This window comes from Citrobacter sp. C6_1 (assembly GCF_014596835.2).
Classification (GTDB): domain Bacteria; phylum Pseudomonadota; class Gammaproteobacteria; order Enterobacterales; family Enterobacteriaceae; genus Citrobacter; species Citrobacter pasteurii.
Genome location: NZ_CP115031.1, coordinates 2,094,177 through 2,111,258 on the forward strand (window position 1 = coordinate 2,094,177; position 17,082 = coordinate 2,111,258).

Consider the following 17,082-nt stretch of genomic DNA (forward strand, 5'->3'; position numbering starts at 1 on the left):
CTTGCGCGCACGAGTGCGATTACTATTTCAACTCATTAGTCTCTGGATGGTTAACATTTTTATCCACGTACAACGCTGTTATGCAACAACATAAACGGGTAACCGGTTTGGTAATACTGTTAACTATCGGGGTGGGCTCGTGAAGATTGTGCAGGATAAGCTCCGAAACAGGCAGGCTCTGCTGGTATCCGGGCTCATTACGTTGGTTTTTACCTCGTTGTTTCTGTTTATCATTTATGAACAGCGTATGGCGGCCGCCAGTGAAGGTGTGAGCCGCCTGCAAGCTCACATGTTGGACATTTTTAACGATAATGAACTGATTGCCGATGCGATTGGCGAGCGTTACTACCACATCAAAACCGGCGAACAGTGTGGTGTTATGGCGCAGTTTGTTCCGCGAAATAAAGATGAATGGGGAATTAACGCCGACCCAAAGCGGGTTCATTCCGCAACAGGGACGATTATTGCTCAGCAACCCAGCCATAACGCGCTGTGTATGTATACTGCAGCGGAGTTCATTCGTGGAATGGTTAATGAACTAAATCCAGGCAGCTTCGATGCGCACCGTTACATTATCGCCAGCCATTCAGATTATTTTTACTGGTTTATGGCTTCCGACTCGCGCAATTTCAGTTTTTCTGACTCCGAAATGGCGATGGATATCACGCATTTTTTCTATCCGCCCGCCGATTTCTATACCCGGTTGTTGCAAAAAAACGTCAAAAATAAAGCCCTCAGTTCAACAAACTTCTATACCGATAAAATTACCGGTGAAAAAGCCTACAGCGTGGTGAGCTATATCTACGATCTGTCGGGTAAAGAGATATCAGACCAAATCGTGGCCTATCTGGTCTATGATCATTCGAAACCCGAGCTGCAGGAAGCGTTGGCCGAGGCGTTTGATAATCAAATCCTTCCTGGATTGAACGTGGAGTTAGTGAATTTAACCAACCAAGAGAGCCTCTGCTTATCCGGCATATGTGCGGGACAATCCAGCTATTTGGTGCGCAATTTTTCAGAAAAATATGCGCTGCACTATTCGATAGCATTAGGCCGTTTTATGGCGCGCGATACGCACGCCGGAATTGTGATACTGCTGGCACCATTCTTCTTTATTATGATCAGTTTCTCGCTGAAGTCGTGGCTGAATGAAAGCGACCTGAAAGTTTATATTGATACGCTCACTGGCTGCTTTAATCGCCGAATTCTCGACATCATCAAGCGCCGGGATTTGTCACATTGCTCGGTAGTGCTACTGGATTGCAATAAGTTTAAGGCTGTCAATGATACCTGGGGCCACGCGGCCGGGGACCGCGCGCTGCAAATTATCGCCAACAGAATGTTGTCTAACACCCGTACCAGCCACGATCTTGTGATCCGCACCGGTGGAGATGAATTTATGATCCTGCTGTTTCGCTCTCAGGCCAGTGATGCTATCGCGATCGCGCAGCGTATAAGCGGACAGGTGACCAGCCATGTATTTGTGGTGGACGGCAACACTATTCCCTTGTCAGTGTCGTGGGGGATTGCAGAGGTGAAGGGTGAGCTGGATGCGGCAATCCAGAATGCGGATACTGCCATGTACAAAATGAAGCAGGCCAGGGAGTAAAACCGCCAGAAGTCTCTGGCGGTTATTTCAGCTTACTGATGGGTCGCAGCTTTCATTGCACTGACAAAGGCTTTCAACTCAGCCAGCATTTGCTCTGGTGCTGCAACATTTTTCTCAATGATTTTGACAATCGCCGATCCGGAAATAGCCCCCGCAGCACCTGCTTCAATGGCGCCTGTCACCTGCTCCGGTGCAGAGATACCAAAGCCCTGTAGAGAAGGTGGGGCATTGAATTCTTTCAGCTTTTCGACCAGATGATGCAACGGCAACGCTGCACGATTTTCGGCACCCGTAACGCCTGCGCGTGACAATAAATAGGTATAACCGCGACCATGAGCGGCAATCTGGCGCAGCAACTCTTCGTCAGCGTTAGGCGGGCAAATGAAAATTGGCGCGACATTATGACGTAATGCCGCCATTCTGAATGGCGCAGATTCTTCAACCGGCACATCGGCGACTAACACCGAATCTACGCCGACCTTCTCACACTGTGCGTAAAATTCGTCAATACCCTTGCTGAACACCAGGTTGGCATACATCAGTAAACCAATTGGAATGGTTGGGTGTTTTTGCCGAATCAGCGCCAACATTTCAAAGCATTGCGACGGCGTGACGCCTGCCGCGAACGCACGTAATGTCGCTTCCTGAATGGTTGGGCCGTCGGCCAGCGGGTCGGAGAACGGAATACCCAGCTCAAGCGCATCGGCACCCGCTTCGATCAGCGTATCAATGATTTTCAGTGACTGTTCAACAGACGGATCGCCCAGGGTCACGAAGGGGACAAAAGCGCCTTCTTTGCGGTCCTTCAGTTGTGCAAACAGGTTTTCATAACGTTCCATCAGATTTCCCCTCGCGCTTTCAGAATATCGTGTACGGTGAAAATGTCTTTGTCGCCGCGACCAGAGAGGTTGACCACCAGTAATTGTTCTTTCTCCGGGTTTTCACGCATCATTTTCAACGCATGTGCCAGGGCGTGGGAAGACTCCAGCGCCGGGATAATCCCCTCATGCAGACACAGTGTTTTGAAGGCTTCCAGCGCTTCATCATCGGTAATCGAAACATAGTCAGCGCGTCCGATACTGTTCAGATAAGCGTGCTGTGGCCCGACTGACGGGAAGTCCAGTCCCGCAGAAATGGAATAGGACTCTTCAATTTGCCCTTCAGAGGTCTGCATCATTGGCGACTTCATGCCGAAGTAAATCCCAACACGACCATGTTTCAGCGGTGCCCCGTGCTCGCCGGATTCGATCCCGTTACCACCGGGCTCAACGCCAATCAGACCAACGCTGGTTTCATTAATAAAATCGGCGAACATGCCGATCGCGTTCGAGCCGCCGCCGACACAGGCGATCACGGCATCCGGCAGACGGCCTTCTTTTTCCAGAATTTGTGCTTTTGTTTCTTCACCAATCATGCGCTGGAATTCGCGTACGATAGTCGGGAAAGGATGCGGGCCTGCCGCCGTACCCAGCATATAGTGCGCGGTATCGTAACTGCCAGACCAGTCGCGCAACGCTTCGTTACAGGCATCTTTCAATGTGGCAGAGCCGCTGTGTACCGGAATAACCTCAGCCCCCATCAGACGCATACGGAAAACGTTCGGAGACTGACGCTCGACGTCTTTCGCACCCATATAAATACGGCACTTTAAACCCAGTAAGGCGCTGGCAAGGGCAGACGCCACACCGTGCTGGCCCGCGCCGGTTTCGGCGATGATTTCTGTTTTCCCCATGCGTTTCGCCAGTAACGCTTGTCCCAGCACCTGGTTCGTTTTGTGCGCGCCGCCGTGCAGCAGATCTTCACGCTTGAGATACAGCGTCGTCCTGGTGCCGTTAGTGATGTTCTGACATTTGGTCAACGCGGTAGGGCGCCCGGCATAGTTTTTCAACAGGTCAGTAAACTGTGCCTGAAACTCAGGGTCTTTTTGTGCACTGACGAACGCTTCTTCCAGTTGGCGCAGCGCAGGCATCAGAATCTGTGGCACATACATACCGCCAAATTCACCAAAATACGGATTGAGTAATGTTGTCATGTCCTTTTCCTTAATATGCGCGCAGCGTCTGAAAGACTGAAGCCAGAAGACGCGCATCTTTGATGCCCGGCTGTGACTCTACGCCAGAATTGAAATCGAGCCCGGCACAGCCGGTTTTAGCCGCGTCGACGCAGTTATCTGCGCCCAGTCCGCCAGCCAGTAAAACGTTATCCAGCGATTGTCCGCTCAGCAGCGACCAGTCAAAGCGTTTACCGCTGCCGCCCTGGCCGTTATCAAAAATGTATTTATCAATATGTTGATAGCGACGAGCAGGCAGTGATTCGCCAACGCTCAGTGCCTTCCAGATTTGCACCTGCGCGGGCAGTATATTGCGCAGAGCATCGACATAGGCCTGATCTTCGCTTCCATGTAGTTGTACAGCGGCCAGCGACAGTGCGGTGACTTTTTCGTGGACGTCTGCGATGTCAGTGTTACGGAACACGCCGACGTACTGTAACGGCGCACCCGTCATAACGTCTCGCGCCTGTTCAACGCTGACAGCGCGTGGTGAGGTCGGGACAAAAATTACGCCGCCATAAATGGCCCCAGATTCGTACGCTGCTTTTGCATCCTGTGCACGAGTCAGTCCGCAGACTTTATTTTCGCCAAGCAAAACACGACGCACGGCGGTATGCAGGTCATCATGGGACATCAGCGCAGAGCCTATCAGAAATCCGTTGGCGAAATGGCTGAGTTCGCGAACCTGACCATAGGTGTTGATCCCGGATTCACTGATGACGGTGACGCCATGACCCAAACGTGGTGCAAGCTGGCGAGTACGGTTGAGGTCAATCGACAGGTCACGCAAATCACGGTTGTTAATACCGACGACTTTTGCCCCCAGCGCAATGGCGCGCTCCAGCTCTTCTTCATTGCTGACCTCGGTCAGCACGCCCATTTTCAGACTGTGGGCGACGGCAGCGAGCTGACGATACTGTTCATCATCCAAAACCGACAACATCAGCAGGCAGGCGTCCGCCTGGTAGAAACGCGCCAGGTAAATCTGGTAAGGATCGATAATAAAGTCTTTACACAGGATCGGCTGTGGTGCGATGCGACTGACGATGGGCAGAAAATCAAAGCTACCCTGAAAATATTTCTCGTCCGTCAGCACGGAAATCGCGGAAGCATAATGTTTATATACGCCCGCAATCTGTGCCGGATCGAAGTCATCACGGATCACGCCTTTTGACGGAGAGGCTTTTTTGCACTCCAGAATAAAAGCGGTACGTGTTCCTTGCAGCGCATCGTAGAAATCACGCGTGCTGGGTTGAACATCATTTTGAAAGCTGGCCAGCGGTTGTTGCTGTTTGCGGGCTTCTACCCAAATCGCCTTGTCAGCGACAATTTTCGCTAAAACGGTTTGCATCATTTACCCTCTCGCTGCCAGTGCAGTAACACGGTCGTAAGCCGCACCGCTGCGCAGCACATTAATCACGGTTTGCGCGTTGGCTTTTAAGTCTTCTTCACCGTGCAGGCGCATTAACATGGCGACATTTGCGGCAACAGCAGCTTCATGTGCGGCCTCACCTTTACCTTGTAACAAGCGACTCAGAATGTCACGGTTTTCTTCCGGCGTGCCGCCAGCCAACTGTTCCTGATGATATGGCGTCAGGCCAAAGTCTTCTGCCGTCAGTTGATAGCTCTTGATTTCGCCATCATGCAGTTCTGCCACTATGGTTGGCGCATGCAGTGAAACTTCATCCATTCCGCCGCTGTGCACCACGGCTGCTCGCTGATATCCGAGCACGCGCAGCGTTTCGGCAATTGGCAGCACCAGTTCCGGGCTGTAAACGCCGATCAGCGCCAGCGGCGGATGTGCCGGGTTAATCAACGGGCCGAGCACGTTAAACAGCGTGCGGGTTTTTAACTGTTGGCGTACCGGCATGGCATGGCGAAAACCGGTGTGGTATTTCGGCGCAAACAGGAAGCACACGCCGAGATCGTCAAGCGCCTGGCGGGATTTATCGGCGTTCATATCCAGATTGATACCAAATGCTGCCAGCAGATCCGAAGATCCCGATTTGCTGGAAACGCTGCGGTTACCATGTTTGGCGACTTTCAGTCCGCAAGCCGCCGCGACAAACGCACTGGCGGTGGAAATATTGATACTGTTACTGCCGTCACCGCCGGTTCCGACAATGTCGGCAAACAGATAATCCGGGCGCGGGAATGGGGCTGCATTTTCCAGCAGCGCGGTTGCCGCACCGGCAATTTCATTCGGATGCTCGCCACGAATTTTCATGCTCACCAGCGCTGCTGCCAGCTGTTCCGGCTTCAGTTCACCGCGGACCACGGCAGAGAACAACTGGTGGCTTTCCTGCTGAGACAGCGTCTGCGCCTGATACAGTTTCTCCAGAATAGGTTGCAGCGTATTGGTCTGTTCAAGCTTCTGTTGCGCCCAGGCCAGCGTTTGCTCCAGCAGACGCGCGCCCTGAGTGGTCAGAATGGATTCCGGATGGAACTGGAAGCCGCATACGCGATCGGTATCGTGACGAACGGCCATGACCATACCGTTAAAATGCGCGTTAATGGTCAGTCCGGCCGGTACGTTGCTGCCGACCAGCGAGTGATAGCGCGCTACCGGCAGCGGATTTGCCAGACCGGCGAACATCGCCTGGCCATCGTGTTCAATGCTGGAGGCTTTGCCGTGCAGGATTTCCCCTGCCTGACCCACATATCCACCATAGGCCTCAACAATCGCCTGATGCCCCAGACAAATACCGATAATGGGCAGTTTGCCGCGCAGGCGGGTTAACAGCTCTGGCATGCAGCCTGCTTCACTTGGTGCGCCAGGACCAGGAGAAAGCATCAGCACCGGATTTTTCATCGTCGCTAAACGGTCAATCAACGTCTGGGCCGGAATATGGTTGCGGTAAATCACCACGTTGTGACCGTTAGTGCGCAGCTGATCTGCCAGGTTGTAGGTAAATGAGTCGATGTTATCGAGCAGCAGAATGTCAGCCATTAGAAAGTCTCCTGTGCATGGTGCGCGGTGGCGATCGCACGCAAAACGGCACGCGCTTTATTACGGGTTTCATCGGCTTCAGACTGCGGAACAGAATCCAGAACAATCCCGGCACCGGCCTGCACGGTGGCGATACCGTCTTCTACCAGGGCGGAACGGATCACAATGCAGGTATCAAGGTCGCCATGGGCGGTGAAGTAACCTACGGCGCCGCCATAGCTGCCCCGACGGCGACCTTCGGCCTCGGCGATAAGCTGCATAGCGCGAACTTTCGGCGCGCCGCTCAGCGTGCCCATGTTCATACAGGCGCGGTAAGCATGCAGTACATCCAAATCGCTACGCAGCTCGCCGACGACGCGGGAAACCAGGTGCATCACGAAGGAATAGCGATCCACTTTGGTGAGATCAGCAACGTAGCGACTGCCCGGCGTACAGATGCGTGCCAGATCGTTACGCGCCAGGTCAACCAGCATCAAGTGTTCGGAAAGCTCTTTATGATCGGTACGCATCTCCAGCTCAATACGACTGTCGAGATCGCGGTCAAGCGAACCATCCGCCCGACGACCGCGTGGGCGAGTCCCGGCAATGGGATAGATTTCAATCTGGCGGCTGGTGGCATCGTATTTCAACGAGCTTTCCGGTGAAGCGCCAAACAGCGTGAACGCGTTGTCCTGCATGAAAAACATGTACGGGCTGGGGTTACTTTTCTTCAGTACATAGTAGGCAGCCAGCGGCGACGGGCAGGGCAGCGAGAAACGACGAGATGGAACCACCTGGAAAATTTCACCTGCGCGAATCGCTTTTTGCAGGCCGCGCACCACGGCACCGAACTCTTCATCGCTCTGATTGCATTCGCAGCGCATCTGCGGGACTTCAGTAACGGGCAGCGGCGGTGCAGGTTCGGTAAGCTGTTGGCTCAGTTGCGTCAGACGGGCGTTTAGACGCTGTTTTTCTGCAACGCTTGGGGTAAAAACGCTGGCCTGAATGCGGGTGCTTTTTTTCTGGTGGTCGATAACCATCAGCGTTTCTGCCAGATAGAAGCAGTAGTCCGGGCAACGGTTACCCGCCTCAAGCTGGGGTAAATCTTCAAATCCGGCCACCAGGTCGTAGGAAAACAGACCGCCGAAGAACATTGCTTCACGTTCGTGCGCCGGAACATTAACCAGTTCCTGCAATAAACGGAACGCATCAAATACGGAAAGGGAACATAAACGGGCGTCTTCATCCAGCAGCGGGCTGACGGCAGGGAACCGCAGATGACGGCCATTGGGCTGTTGTTCGTTCTCAACGCCAGCTGGCAGGGCCGCATCCAGCAGGGGCAGCAGCGATGCGCCGTTTGCGGATAATGCCTGGATGGTGACAGTGTCACTGATGGCGGTAATGCGCAACGCGCTGTCGACCAGCAGCAGGCTCTTCAGATCGTCTTTGCTGTCGATATCTGCAGATTCCAACAGCAGCGTTGCCGGACGTGCGCCACACACCTGATGAAACAACGCCGTCGGGTTCTCACGGTAGGCGGCATCGCAGGCAAGCAGTTCGAGTGTCGGTTTTTGAGTTTGCATCGTTATTCTCATTAATTTTGTTCAAAAAAAAGCCCGCTCATGTGGCGGGCCGGGTATCTGGTTGCATATTGCAGACGTAAGACACTGCCCGAAATCAGGAAGTGCGCCACCAACCGTGCAGGAAAAATGTTGTTTTCATCTCAGATACCTTCTTCATGTGAACTTGCGTACTAGTTAACTAGTTCGATGGAGTAAAGTCAACACCTGATTTCAGTATATTTGTCGAAACCGCTATGATGGGCGTGTTACGACATTTATTGAAACGGGAGCCGCCTTGAGCGACACGAATTACGCAGTGATTTATGACCTGCACAGCCATACGACAGCTTCTGATGGGCGATTAACGCCAGAAGCCTTAGTACACCGTGCGGTAGAGATGCGAGTCGGTACACTGGCGATCACCGATCATGACACCACGGCGGGTATTGCGGCGGCAAGAGAAGAAATTTCACGTTCAGGTTTAGCGTTAAATTTGATCTCTGGCGTTGAGATATCAACGGTCTGGGAAAATCATGAGATCCATATAGTGGGTCTGAACATTGATATCGCGCATCCAGTGATGCGCGACTTTCTGGCGCAACAGACGGAACGTCGCCAGCAGCGCGCGCGCCTGATTGCTGAACGGCTCGACAAAGCGCACATTCCCGGCGCATGGGAAGGGGCGCTGCGACTGGCCGATGGCGGGGCGGTTACACGTGGGCATTTTGCGCGTTTCCTGGTGGAATGTGGCAAAGCCACAACCATGGCGGATGTCTTTAAAAAATATCTTGCCCGTGGGAAAACCGGTTACGTTCCGCCACAGTGGTGTACAATAGAACAAGCTATTGATGTCATTCATCATTCTGGCGGTAAGGCAGTTCTGGCTCATCCAGGGCGGTACGATCTTAGCGCTAAGTGGCTGAAAAGACTGGTTGCGCATTTTGCTGAACATCGCGGTGACGCGATGGAGGTGGCACAGTGCCAGCAGTCTCCCAATGAACGAACCCATCTGGCGACGCTTGCGCGTCAGCATCAACTGTGGGCATCGCAAGGGTCGGATTTTCATCTACCCTGCCCGTGGATTGAACTGGGTCGTAAACTATGGCTGCCCGCAGGCGTAGAAGGCGTCTGGCAGCTTTGGGAACAGCCCGAGACCACAGAGAGGAAAGTATGAGCCAGTTTTTTTATATTCATCCCGAAAACCCGCAGCAGCGACTGATCAACCAGGCCGTTGATATCGTGCGGAAAGGTGGGGTGATCGTCTATCCAACCGATTCCGGCTATGCGTTGGGTTGTAAAATTGAAGATAAAGGTGCAATGGAGCGCATTTGCCGCATCCGTCACCTGCCGGACGGGCACAACTTTACGCTGATGTGCCGTGACCTGTCCGAATTGTCGACCTATTCGTTTGTCGACAACGTGGCCTTCCGTTTGATCAAAAACAACACGCCGGGCAACTACACCTTCATCCTGAAGGGGACAAAAGAGGTTCCGCGCCGCTTGTTGCAGGAAAAACGTAAGACCATCGGCCTGCGTGTACCCTCGAACCCGATTGCACTGGCGCTGCTTGAAGCGCTGGGCGAGCCGATGCTCTCCACATCACTGATGTTGCCGGGCAGTGAATTTACTGAGTCAGATCCGGAAGAAATTAAAGACCGTCTGGAGAAACAGGTGGATTTGATTATCCATGGTGGATATCTTGGCCAACAGCCGACCACGGTCATCGATTTAACCGACGATTCCCCGGTGGTATTGCGCGAAGGTGTTGGTGACGTTAAACCTTTCTTATAAGGGCGCGAACCGCTATACTACGCGGCCTTAAAATGGCGCTGACTGGCGCCGTTGATTCTCCTGTTCGACGCCTGTGAAGGCGACATCTAAAGGAAGCTCTATGAGCGAAAAGTTACAAAAAGTGCTGGCGCGCGCTGGCCACGGTTCTCGCCGTGAAATTGAATCCATAATTGCCGCGGGTCGCGTGAGCGTTGATGGCAAAATTGCCACGCTCGGCGATCGCGTTGAAGTGACACCGGGTCTGAAAATCCGTATCGACGGTCATCTTATTTCGGTGAAAGAATCTGCAGAACAAATCTGCCGCGTTCTGGCCTACTACAAGCCAGAAGGTGAACTGTGTACCCGTAACGACCCGGAAGGTCGTCCGACCGTATTTGATCGCCTGCCAAAACTGCGCGATGCACGCTGGATTGCCGTTGGTCGTCTGGACGTCAATACCTGTGGTCTGCTGCTGTTTACTACTGATGGTGAACTGGCGAACCGTTTGATGCACCCGAGCCGTGAAGTTGAACGCGAGTACGCGGTGCGTGTGTTCGGTCAGGTTGACGATGCTAAACTGCGCGATCTGAGCCGTGGCGTACAGCTGGAAGATGGTCCGGCGGCGTTTAAAACCATCAAGTTTAGCGGTGGTGAAGGGATCAACCAGTGGTATAACGTCACGCTGACTGAAGGCCGCAACCGCGAGGTTCGTCGCCTGTGGGAAGCGGTAGGCGTGCAGGTTAGTCGTCTTATCCGTGTCCGTTACGGTGATATCCCACTGCCGAAAGGCCTGCCGCGTGGTGGCTGGACAGAGCTTGATCTTGCGCAGACCAACTATCTGCGTGAACTGGTGGAGTTGAAACCGGAAACCACGTCTAAAGTCGCTGTTGAGAAAGACCGTCGTCGCATGAAAGCGAATCAGATCCGCCGTGCGGTGAAACGTCACTCTCAGGTCGGCAGCAGCCGTCGTCCGGGTGGGCGCAGCAACAACAGTTAATCATGAGCAGGCCTGATAAGCGAAGCGCCATCAGGCGTTAGCGTGGAGCCGGATGCGGCGCAAGCGCTTTATCCGGCCTGCTGTTAGTAATCAATCCCCATTTGGGCTTTAATGCCCGCTTCAAAAGCATGCTTGACCGGACGCAACTCGCTGACCGTGTCGGCTAACTCCAGAATATCGCGATGGCATCCTCGACCAGTAATAATGACCGTTTGCTGGGCTGGGCGCGCATTTAAGGCGTTGATCACCTCTTCAAGCGGTAGGTAGTCGTAGGCCACCATATACGTCAGTTCATCCAGCACAACCATATCCAGCTCAGGATCGGCCAGCATCCGCTTACCGTGTTCCCACACGGCCAGACAGGCAGCGGTGTCAGCTTCACGATTCTGTGTTTCCCAGGTAAACCCGGTCGCCATCACCTGAAATTCTACACCATGAGGTTCGAGCAGGTTTCTTTCGCCGTTTGGCCATGTGCCCTTAATAAATTGCACCACGCCGACTTTTTTCCCGTGACCCACCGCGCGCGTGGCGGTACCGAACGCGGCGGTGGTTTTTCCCTTACCATTACCAGTGAACACGATGATAATTCCGCGCTCATCTTTCGCTGCGGCAACACGGGCGTCAACCCGGTCTTTTACGCGCTGCTGGCGCTGTTGATAGCGTTCTTCACTCATTGGGCAATTCCTGGTTTACGGCCCGGCTGGGCATCGAAAGTCATACCGGTTTTACGGCGGCTGTCATCGCCCATCAGCCACAGGTAGAGCGGCATAATATCGGCGGGAGTTTTCAATTTTTGCGGATCTTCCGTTGGGAATGCGCTGGCTCGCATGCCAGTTCGCGTCCCACCAGGATTGATACAGTTTACGCGCAGATGACGGTTTTGATACTCATCAGCCAGAACCTGCATCATCCCTTCGGTCGCAAATTTTGAGGTGGCATATGCTCCCCAATTGGCGCGTCCCTGGCGACCGACACTGGAAGAGGTAAAGACCAGCGATCCGGCATCGGATTTGAGTAACAACGGCAGCAATGCCTGAGTCAGCATAAAAGTGGCATTTACATTTACCTGCATCACATCCTGCCAGACCTGCGGGTTTTGTTCACTCATTGGACAAATATCGCCGAGTAATCCGGCGTTATGCAGTACGCCATCCAGACGCGGGAAATGTGCAGCAATGCGCTGCGCAAGCTGGTGACATTCTTCAGAGGTACAGGTCAGTAGATCCAGTGTAAACCACTGTGGTTGTGTTCCGTTTTCATCGGCGATAGTGCGGGCAACCTGACGCAGTTTTTCTTCGTTACGCCCAAGCAGGATAACCGTCGCGCCATAGCGCGCATAGGTCTGCGCGGCTTCGCGTCCGATACCATCGCTGGCACCGGTGATAAGAATAATGCGGCCCTGTAGAAGGTCTTGTTTAGGTTGGTAATGCACGGCTACTCCTCGGCGACGTCCTGGATATCTCGTTCGCGATAACTTTTGGGCTTTATGCCTTAAACCCTGTACTTTTTCAATCAGCCAAAGGCAATAACACCGCAAAATGAACGCTTTGTCATGCTTTTTACTGATACAGCACTGGATGTATGAAGCAAGACGAGGTGACACGCCTGTTGTACACTGAGCGGAAGTCGCGTTGTTTAACCAAGGTGGGTCTTGTGGAATTGTTGTCTGAATATGTGCTGTTTTTGGCAAAAATTGCCACTGTTGTGGTGGCTATTGCGGTCATTGTCATGCTGATTGTGAACGCGACACAACGCAAACGTCAGCGTGGAGAATTGCGGGTTATTAATCTCAGCGATCAATATAAAGAGATGAAGGAAGACCTGTCGCTGGCCCTGTTAGATGGGCATCAGCAAAAACTCTGGCACAAGGCGCAGAAAAAGAAACATAAGCTGGAGGCGAAAGCGGCTAAGGCAAAAGCGAAACTGGGTGACAGTACGTCATCAGATAAACCTCGTGTATGGGTGCTTGATTTTAAAGGCAGTATGGATGCCCATGAGGTCAGCGCATTACGCGAAGAGGTGACGGCTGTGCTGGCGGTTGTTAAACCTCAGGATCAAGTGGTGGTTCGTCTGGAAAGTCCGGGTGGTGTGGTACATGGTTATGGCCTGGCTGCGTCCCAGTTACAACGCCTGCGTGATAAGCAGATCCCGCTAACCGTCACGGTAGATAAAGTCGCTGCCAGCGGCGGATATATGATGGCCTGCGTGGCGGATAAAATTGTCTCGGCGCCGTTTGCTATCGTCGGCTCTATTGGCGTCGTAGCGCAGATCCCGAACTTTAACCGTTTCCTGAAAGGGAAAGATATTGATATCGAACTGCACACCGCCGGACAGTATAAACGTACGTTGACCTTACTCGGTGAAAACACGGAAGAAGGGCGGCAGAAATTCCGTGAAGATCTGAACGAAACGCATCATCTGTTTAAAGATTTTGTGCAGCGCATGCGTCCGACTCTGGACATTGAGCAGGTTGCCACGGGTGAACACTGGTTTGGTCAACAGGCGCTGGCAAACGGGTTGGTGGATGAGATCAATACCAGCGATGAGGTGATCCTCGGGTTGATGGAGGGCCGTGAGGTATTGAACGTACGTTACCTGCAGCGTAAAAAACTGATGGACCGTTTTACCGGTAGTGCGGCGGAGAGCGCTGACCGTTTGCTGATGCGCTGGTGGCAGCGGGGGCAGAAACCTCTGATGTAAAATTGCAATTGCCGGATGGCGATGCTCACGCATCTTATCCGGCCTACAGGTTCAGAGCATCGTAGGCCGGAGAAGGCAGCGCCGCCATCCGGCAAATGATTTCTTGCGTTAATCGATCAGGTGATACTTTTCAGAAAGTACGTGTGCCAGGTGTTTAAACATATTAAACACAGCCGTACTTTTAGGCGTCGGTAGCCCTTGCTCGTCTAAAAAGTAATCTCCGCTGAAAACCAGTACGCCATTTCGCTGCGTAACACCGGTGGCGACAATCCCCGCCAGCGTGTCCTCATGCTCACGAATGATTTTGTTGGCTTCAATCAGCAGTGTTTCGCGATCGATGGGTTGAGTGTCTTTATGCATGATTTACTCCTTAAACAAGGACATTAGTCTACGCTGAGCCCCGCTTATGGGCAAATATTCCCTGACATAAATGAAGGTTTTACGACGGTGTTACAACTGGCGAGATTTGTTTTTGCATGCTAATAAAGTTGCGTAACGCATTTTATCAGGTACAGTGTGACGCTTTCGTCAATCTGGCAACAGATTTGCTTGACATTCGACCAATACTTCGTCGTGCTATAGCGTTTGTGAGCAAAAAAGCCTGTTAACTCAGTTATATGAGAGTTACATTGCAAGCGCGAATCAGTTTAAGGGGTTGATATCCGCAGACGTAGAGACCATATCGATGTCTCGTCGCCAGTGGAAGGTGAATCAACGTGCGACGCATTCTGGAAGAATCAAATTAGGTAAAGGTGAATATGGGTAAAGCTCTTGTCATCGTTGAGTCCCCGGCAAAAGCCAAAACGATCAACAAGTATCTGGGTAATGACTACGTGGTGAAATCCAGCGTCGGTCATATCCGTGATTTGCCGACCAGTGGCTCAGCAACTAAAAAGAGCGCCGACTCAACCTCCACCAAAACGGCTAAAAAGCCCAAAAAGGATGAACGTGGCGCTCTCGTCAATCGTATGGGTGTTGACCCGTGGCACAACTGGGATGCGCGCTATGAAGTGCTGCCCGGTAAAGAGAAAGTGGTTTCTGAACTGAAGCAACTGGCTGAAAAAGCCGACCACATCTATCTCGCAACCGACCTTGACCGCGAAGGGGAAGCCATTGCGTGGCACCTGCGGGAAGTGATCGGCGGCGATGACACCCGCTACAGCCGTGTGGTGTTTAACGAAATTACCAAAAATGCTATTCGTCAGGCGTTTGAAAAACCTGGCGAACTGAACATCGACCGTGTCAATGCGCAACAGGCGCGCCGCTTTATGGACCGTGTTGTGGGCTATATGGTGTCGCCGCTGCTGTGGAAAAAAATTGCGCGCGGTCTGTCAGCTGGCCGCGTACAGTCGGTTGCTGTGCGTCTGGTGGTTGAGCGTGAACGCGAAATCAAAGCATTTGTTCCAGAAGAGTTCTGGGAGATTGATGCCAACACCACCACGCCAGGCGGCGACGCGTTACCGCTTGAGGTGACGCATCAGAATGATAAACCGTTCCGCCCGGTCAACCGGGAACAAACGCTTGCTGCCGTTAGCCTGTTGGAAAAAGCGCGCTACAGCGTTCTGGAACGAGAAGATAAGCCGACCAGCAGCAAGCCGGGCGCGCCGTTCATCACCTCCACGCTACAGCAGGCCGCCAGCACGCGTCTGGGCTTCGGTGTGAAGAAAACCATGATGATGGCGCAGCGCTTGTATGAAGCGGGTTACATCACTTATATGCGTACTGACTCAACCAACCTGAGCCAGGATGCGGTGACGATGGTTCGCGATTACATCAGCGATAATTTTGGCAAAAAATATTTGCCGGAGAGCGCGAACCAGTACGCCAGCAAAGAGAACTCGCAGGAAGCGCACGAAGCTATCCGTCCTTCCGATGTCGCCGTACAGGCGGAATCGCTGAAAGATATGGAAGCCGATGCGCAAAAACTGTATCAACTGATCTGGCGCCAGTTTGTTGCCTGTCAGATGACGCCAGCCAAATACGACTCCACCACGCTGACCGTGGGCGCGGGTGATTTCCGTCTGAAGGCGCGCGGTCGTATTCTGCGCTTCGATGGCTGGACGAAAGTAATGCCAGCGCTGCGTAAGGGCGATGAAGATCGCATTTTACCGGCGGTAGAAAAAGGCGATACGCTGACGCTTATTGAACTGACGCCAGCACAGCACTTTACTAAACCGCCTGCGCGCTTCAGTGAAGCGTCGCTGGTTAAAGAGCTTGAAAAGCGTGGTATTGGTCGCCCATCTACCTATGCGTCGATCATTTCTACGATTCAGGATCGCGGTTATGTGCGCGTGGAGAACCGTCGTTTCTACGCAGAAAAAATGGGTGAAATCGTCACCGATCGTCTGGAAGAAAACTTCCGCGAACTGATGAACTACGATTTTACCGCGCAGATGGAAGACAGCCTCGACCAGGTCGCGAATCACGAAGCCGAGTGGAAAGGTGTGCTCGACAACTTCTTCAGCGATTTTACTCAGCAACTGGATAAAGCCGAGAAGGATCCTGAAGAAGGCGGCATGCGTCCGAACCAAATGGTACTGACCAGCATTGATTGTCCGACATGCGGACGCAAGATGGGTATCCGTACCGCCAGCACCGGTGTATTCCTTGGGTGTTCCGGTTACGCGCTTTCCCCGAAAGAGCGTTGCAAAACCACCATTAATCTGGTGCCGGAAAACGAAGTGCTGAACGTGCTGGAAGGCGACGATGCGGAAACCAACGCTCTGCGCGCCAAACGTCGCTGCCAGAAATGCGGCACGGCGATGGACAGCTACCTTATCGATCCTAAGCGCAAGCTGCATGTATGTGGTAATAACCCGACCTGCGATGGCTATGAGATTGAAGAGGGCGAGTTCCGCATCAAGGGTTATGACGGTCCTATCGTTGAGTGCGAGAAATGTGGCTCTGAAATGCACCTGAAAATGGGGCGTTTTGGCAAGTACATGGCGTGTACCAACGACGAGTGCAAAAATACCCGTAAGATCCTGCGTAACGGTGAAGTCGCTCCGCCGAAAGAAGATCCGGTTCCGTTGCCGGAACTTCCGTGTGAGAAATCTGACGCGTATTTCGTGTTACGTGATGGTGCTGCAGGTATCTTCCTCGCGGCAAATACGTTCCCGAAATCACGTGAGACCCGTGCGCCGCTGGTGGAAGAATTGTACCGTTTCCGCGATCGTCTACCGGAAAAACTGCGCTATCTGGCAGATGCTCCGCAAACAGATCCGGACGGCAACAAGTCCATGGTTCGCTTCAGCCGTAAAACCAAGCAGCAGTACGTTGCCGCTGAGAAAGACGGTAAGGCGACCGGCTGGTCCGCGTTCTTCGTTGACGGTAAATGGGTGGAAGGGAAGAAATAACAGCATTCTGGCTGAATTTCTCCTCAAAGGGCCGCGTAAGCGGCCCTTTTTGTTTCTGGCGTATTATTTTTTGTCATCCCTATACAGCGAACATATAAATGATATAGTG

14 protein-coding genes and 1 other annotated feature are annotated in these 17,082 nt (G+C 52.9%); of the genes, 6 read left to right on the forward strand and 8 right to left on the reverse strand.

Annotated elements, in window-relative coordinates:
- Positions 1–139: 139 nt before the first annotated feature.
- A complete protein-coding gene (locus IB196_RS10240) occupies positions 140–1,609 on the forward strand; it encodes a diguanylate cyclase (protein WP_188231660.1) in 1,470 nt (489 codons plus the stop codon).
- A gap of 32 nt (positions 1,610–1,641) precedes the next feature.
- Here the strand turns inward: IB196_RS10240 and trpA are convergent, their stop codons facing one another.
- Genes trpA through IB196_RS10265 form a run of 5 tightly spaced genes read right to left on the reverse strand, consistent with a single transcriptional unit; the run spans position 1,642 to position 8,171 of the window.
- Positions 1,642–2,448, reverse strand: a complete 807-nt coding sequence (trpA, locus tag IB196_RS10245) for a tryptophan synthase subunit alpha (protein WP_005126426.1) — start codon at positions 2,446–2,448, stop codon at positions 1,642–1,644.
- Complete coding sequence (gene trpB / locus IB196_RS10250) at positions 2,448–3,641, reverse strand: tryptophan synthase subunit beta (RefSeq protein WP_188231659.1); 1,194 nt, start codon at positions 3,639–3,641, stop codon at positions 2,448–2,450. Before trpB ends, trpA begins: the two co-directional genes overlap by 1 nt.
- A gap of 10 nt (positions 3,642–3,651) precedes the next feature.
- Positions 3,652–5,010, reverse strand: a complete 1,359-nt coding sequence (gene trpCF / locus IB196_RS10255; protein ID WP_005126431.1) for a bifunctional indole-3-glycerol-phosphate synthase TrpC/phosphoribosylanthranilate isomerase TrpF — start codon at positions 5,008–5,010, stop codon at positions 3,652–3,654.
- A 3-nt stretch (positions 5,011–5,013) separates the two neighbouring features.
- Positions 5,014–6,609 carry a bifunctional anthranilate synthase glutamate amidotransferase component TrpG/anthranilate phosphoribosyltransferase TrpD gene (gene trpD / locus IB196_RS10260; protein ID WP_003020639.1) on the reverse strand — a complete coding sequence of 532 codons (1,596 nt, stop codon included), beginning with the start codon at positions 6,607–6,609 and terminating at the stop codon, positions 5,014–5,016.
- Positions 6,609–8,171, reverse strand: coding sequence for an anthranilate synthase component 1 (locus IB196_RS10265; protein WP_188231658.1), 1,563 nt, complete (start codon positions 8,169–8,171; stop codon positions 6,609–6,611). Before IB196_RS10265 ends, trpD begins: the two co-directional genes overlap by 1 nt.
- Positions 8,172–8,194: 23 nt before the next feature.
- Positions 8,195–8,289 (reverse strand) — a sequence feature (Trp leader region).
- 156 nt (positions 8,290–8,445) lie between these two features.
- Between IB196_RS10265 and rnm the strand changes: the two genes are divergently transcribed.
- The 3 genes from rnm to rluB all read left to right on the forward strand — a co-directional run bounded on the left by rnm (position 8,446) and on the right by rluB (position 10,917).
- Positions 8,446–9,324: an RNase AM gene (gene rnm / locus IB196_RS10270; protein ID WP_040233197.1), complete on the forward strand. Its 879-nt coding sequence runs from the start codon at positions 8,446–8,448 to the stop codon at positions 9,322–9,324.
- Positions 9,321–9,941, forward strand: coding sequence for an L-threonylcarbamoyladenylate synthase (locus tag IB196_RS10275; protein WP_005126434.1), 621 nt, complete (start codon positions 9,321–9,323; stop codon positions 9,939–9,941). Before rnm ends, IB196_RS10275 begins: the two co-directional genes overlap by 4 nt.
- A gap of 100 nt (positions 9,942–10,041) precedes the next feature.
- Positions 10,042–10,917: a 23S rRNA pseudouridine(2605) synthase RluB gene (gene rluB / locus IB196_RS10280; RefSeq protein ID WP_005126435.1), complete on the forward strand. Its 876-nt coding sequence runs from the start codon at positions 10,042–10,044 to the stop codon at positions 10,915–10,917.
- 83 nt (positions 10,918–11,000) lie between these two features.
- Here rluB and cobO read toward each other — a convergent pair whose 3' ends face one another.
- Together cobO and IB196_RS10290 are read right to left on the reverse strand one after the other, a co-directional pair.
- The gene (gene cobO / locus IB196_RS10285; protein WP_005126437.1) at positions 11,001–11,591 is read right to left on the reverse strand and encodes a cob(I)yrinic acid a,c-diamide adenosyltransferase; all 591 of its coding nucleotides are present in this window, start codon (positions 11,589–11,591) and stop codon (positions 11,001–11,003) included.
- Positions 11,588–12,349, reverse strand: a complete 762-nt coding sequence (locus tag IB196_RS10290) for a YciK family oxidoreductase (RefSeq protein ID WP_003843987.1) — start codon at positions 12,347–12,349, stop codon at positions 11,588–11,590. The genes cobO and IB196_RS10290 overlap by 4 nt, the downstream gene beginning before the upstream one ends.
- 221 nt (positions 12,350–12,570) lie before the next feature.
- On the opposite strand from IB196_RS10290, the gene sohB reads away from it, so the two are divergent.
- Positions 12,571–13,617: a protease SohB gene (sohB, locus tag IB196_RS10295; protein WP_005126438.1), complete on the forward strand. Its 1,047-nt coding sequence runs from the start codon at positions 12,571–12,573 to the stop codon at positions 13,615–13,617.
- 108 nt (positions 13,618–13,725) lie between these two features.
- On the opposite strand, the gene IB196_RS10300 is transcribed toward sohB, so the two are convergent.
- Positions 13,726–13,977 carry a YciN family protein gene (locus IB196_RS10300; protein ID WP_003020616.1) on the reverse strand — a complete coding sequence of 84 codons (252 nt, stop codon included), beginning with the start codon at positions 13,975–13,977 and terminating at the stop codon, positions 13,726–13,728.
- Between the two features lie 398 nt (positions 13,978–14,375).
- On the opposite strand from IB196_RS10300, the gene topA reads away from it, so the two are divergent.
- Positions 14,376–16,973 (forward strand): type I DNA topoisomerase, encoded by a 2,598-nt coding sequence (gene topA, locus IB196_RS10305; RefSeq protein ID WP_040233192.1) that lies wholly within the window; start codon positions 14,376–14,378, stop codon positions 16,971–16,973.
- The last annotated feature ends 109 nt before the right edge of the window (positions 16,974–17,082 follow it).

Excerpts from the sequence above, each read along its gene's own strand:
- trpCF (WP_005126431.1), bottom strand. The coding sequence starts at position 5,010 with ATGCAAACCGTTTTAGCGAAAATTGTCGCTGACAAGGCGATTTGGGTA.
- trpD (WP_003020639.1), bottom strand. The coding sequence starts at position 6,609 with ATGGCTGACATTCTGCTGCTCGATAACATCGACTCATTTACCTACAAC.
- IB196_RS10275 (WP_005126434.1), top strand. The coding sequence starts at position 9,321 with ATGAGCCAGTTTTTTTATATTCATCCCGAAAACCCGCAGCAGCGACTG.
- trpA (WP_005126426.1), bottom strand. The coding sequence starts at position 2,448 with ATGGAACGTTATGAAAACCTGTTTGCACAACTGAAGGACCGCAAAGAA.
- trpB (WP_188231659.1), bottom strand. The coding sequence starts at position 3,641 with ATGACAACATTACTCAATCCGTATTTTGGTGAATTTGGCGGTATGTAT.
- rluB (WP_005126435.1), top strand. The coding sequence starts at position 10,042 with ATGAGCGAAAAGTTACAAAAAGTGCTGGCGCGCGCTGGCCACGGTTCT.
- topA (WP_040233192.1), top strand. The coding sequence starts at position 14,376 with ATGGGTAAAGCTCTTGTCATCGTTGAGTCCCCGGCAAAAGCCAAAACG.
- IB196_RS10265 (WP_188231658.1), bottom strand. The coding sequence starts at position 8,171 with ATGCAAACTCAAAAACCGACACTCGAACTGCTTGCCTGCGATGCCGCC.
- IB196_RS10300 (WP_003020616.1), bottom strand. The coding sequence starts at position 13,977 with ATGCATAAAGACACTCAACCCATCGATCGCGAAACACTGCTGATTGAA.
- cobO (WP_005126437.1), bottom strand. The coding sequence starts at position 11,591 with ATGAGTGAAGAACGCTATCAACAGCGCCAGCAGCGCGTAAAAGACCGG.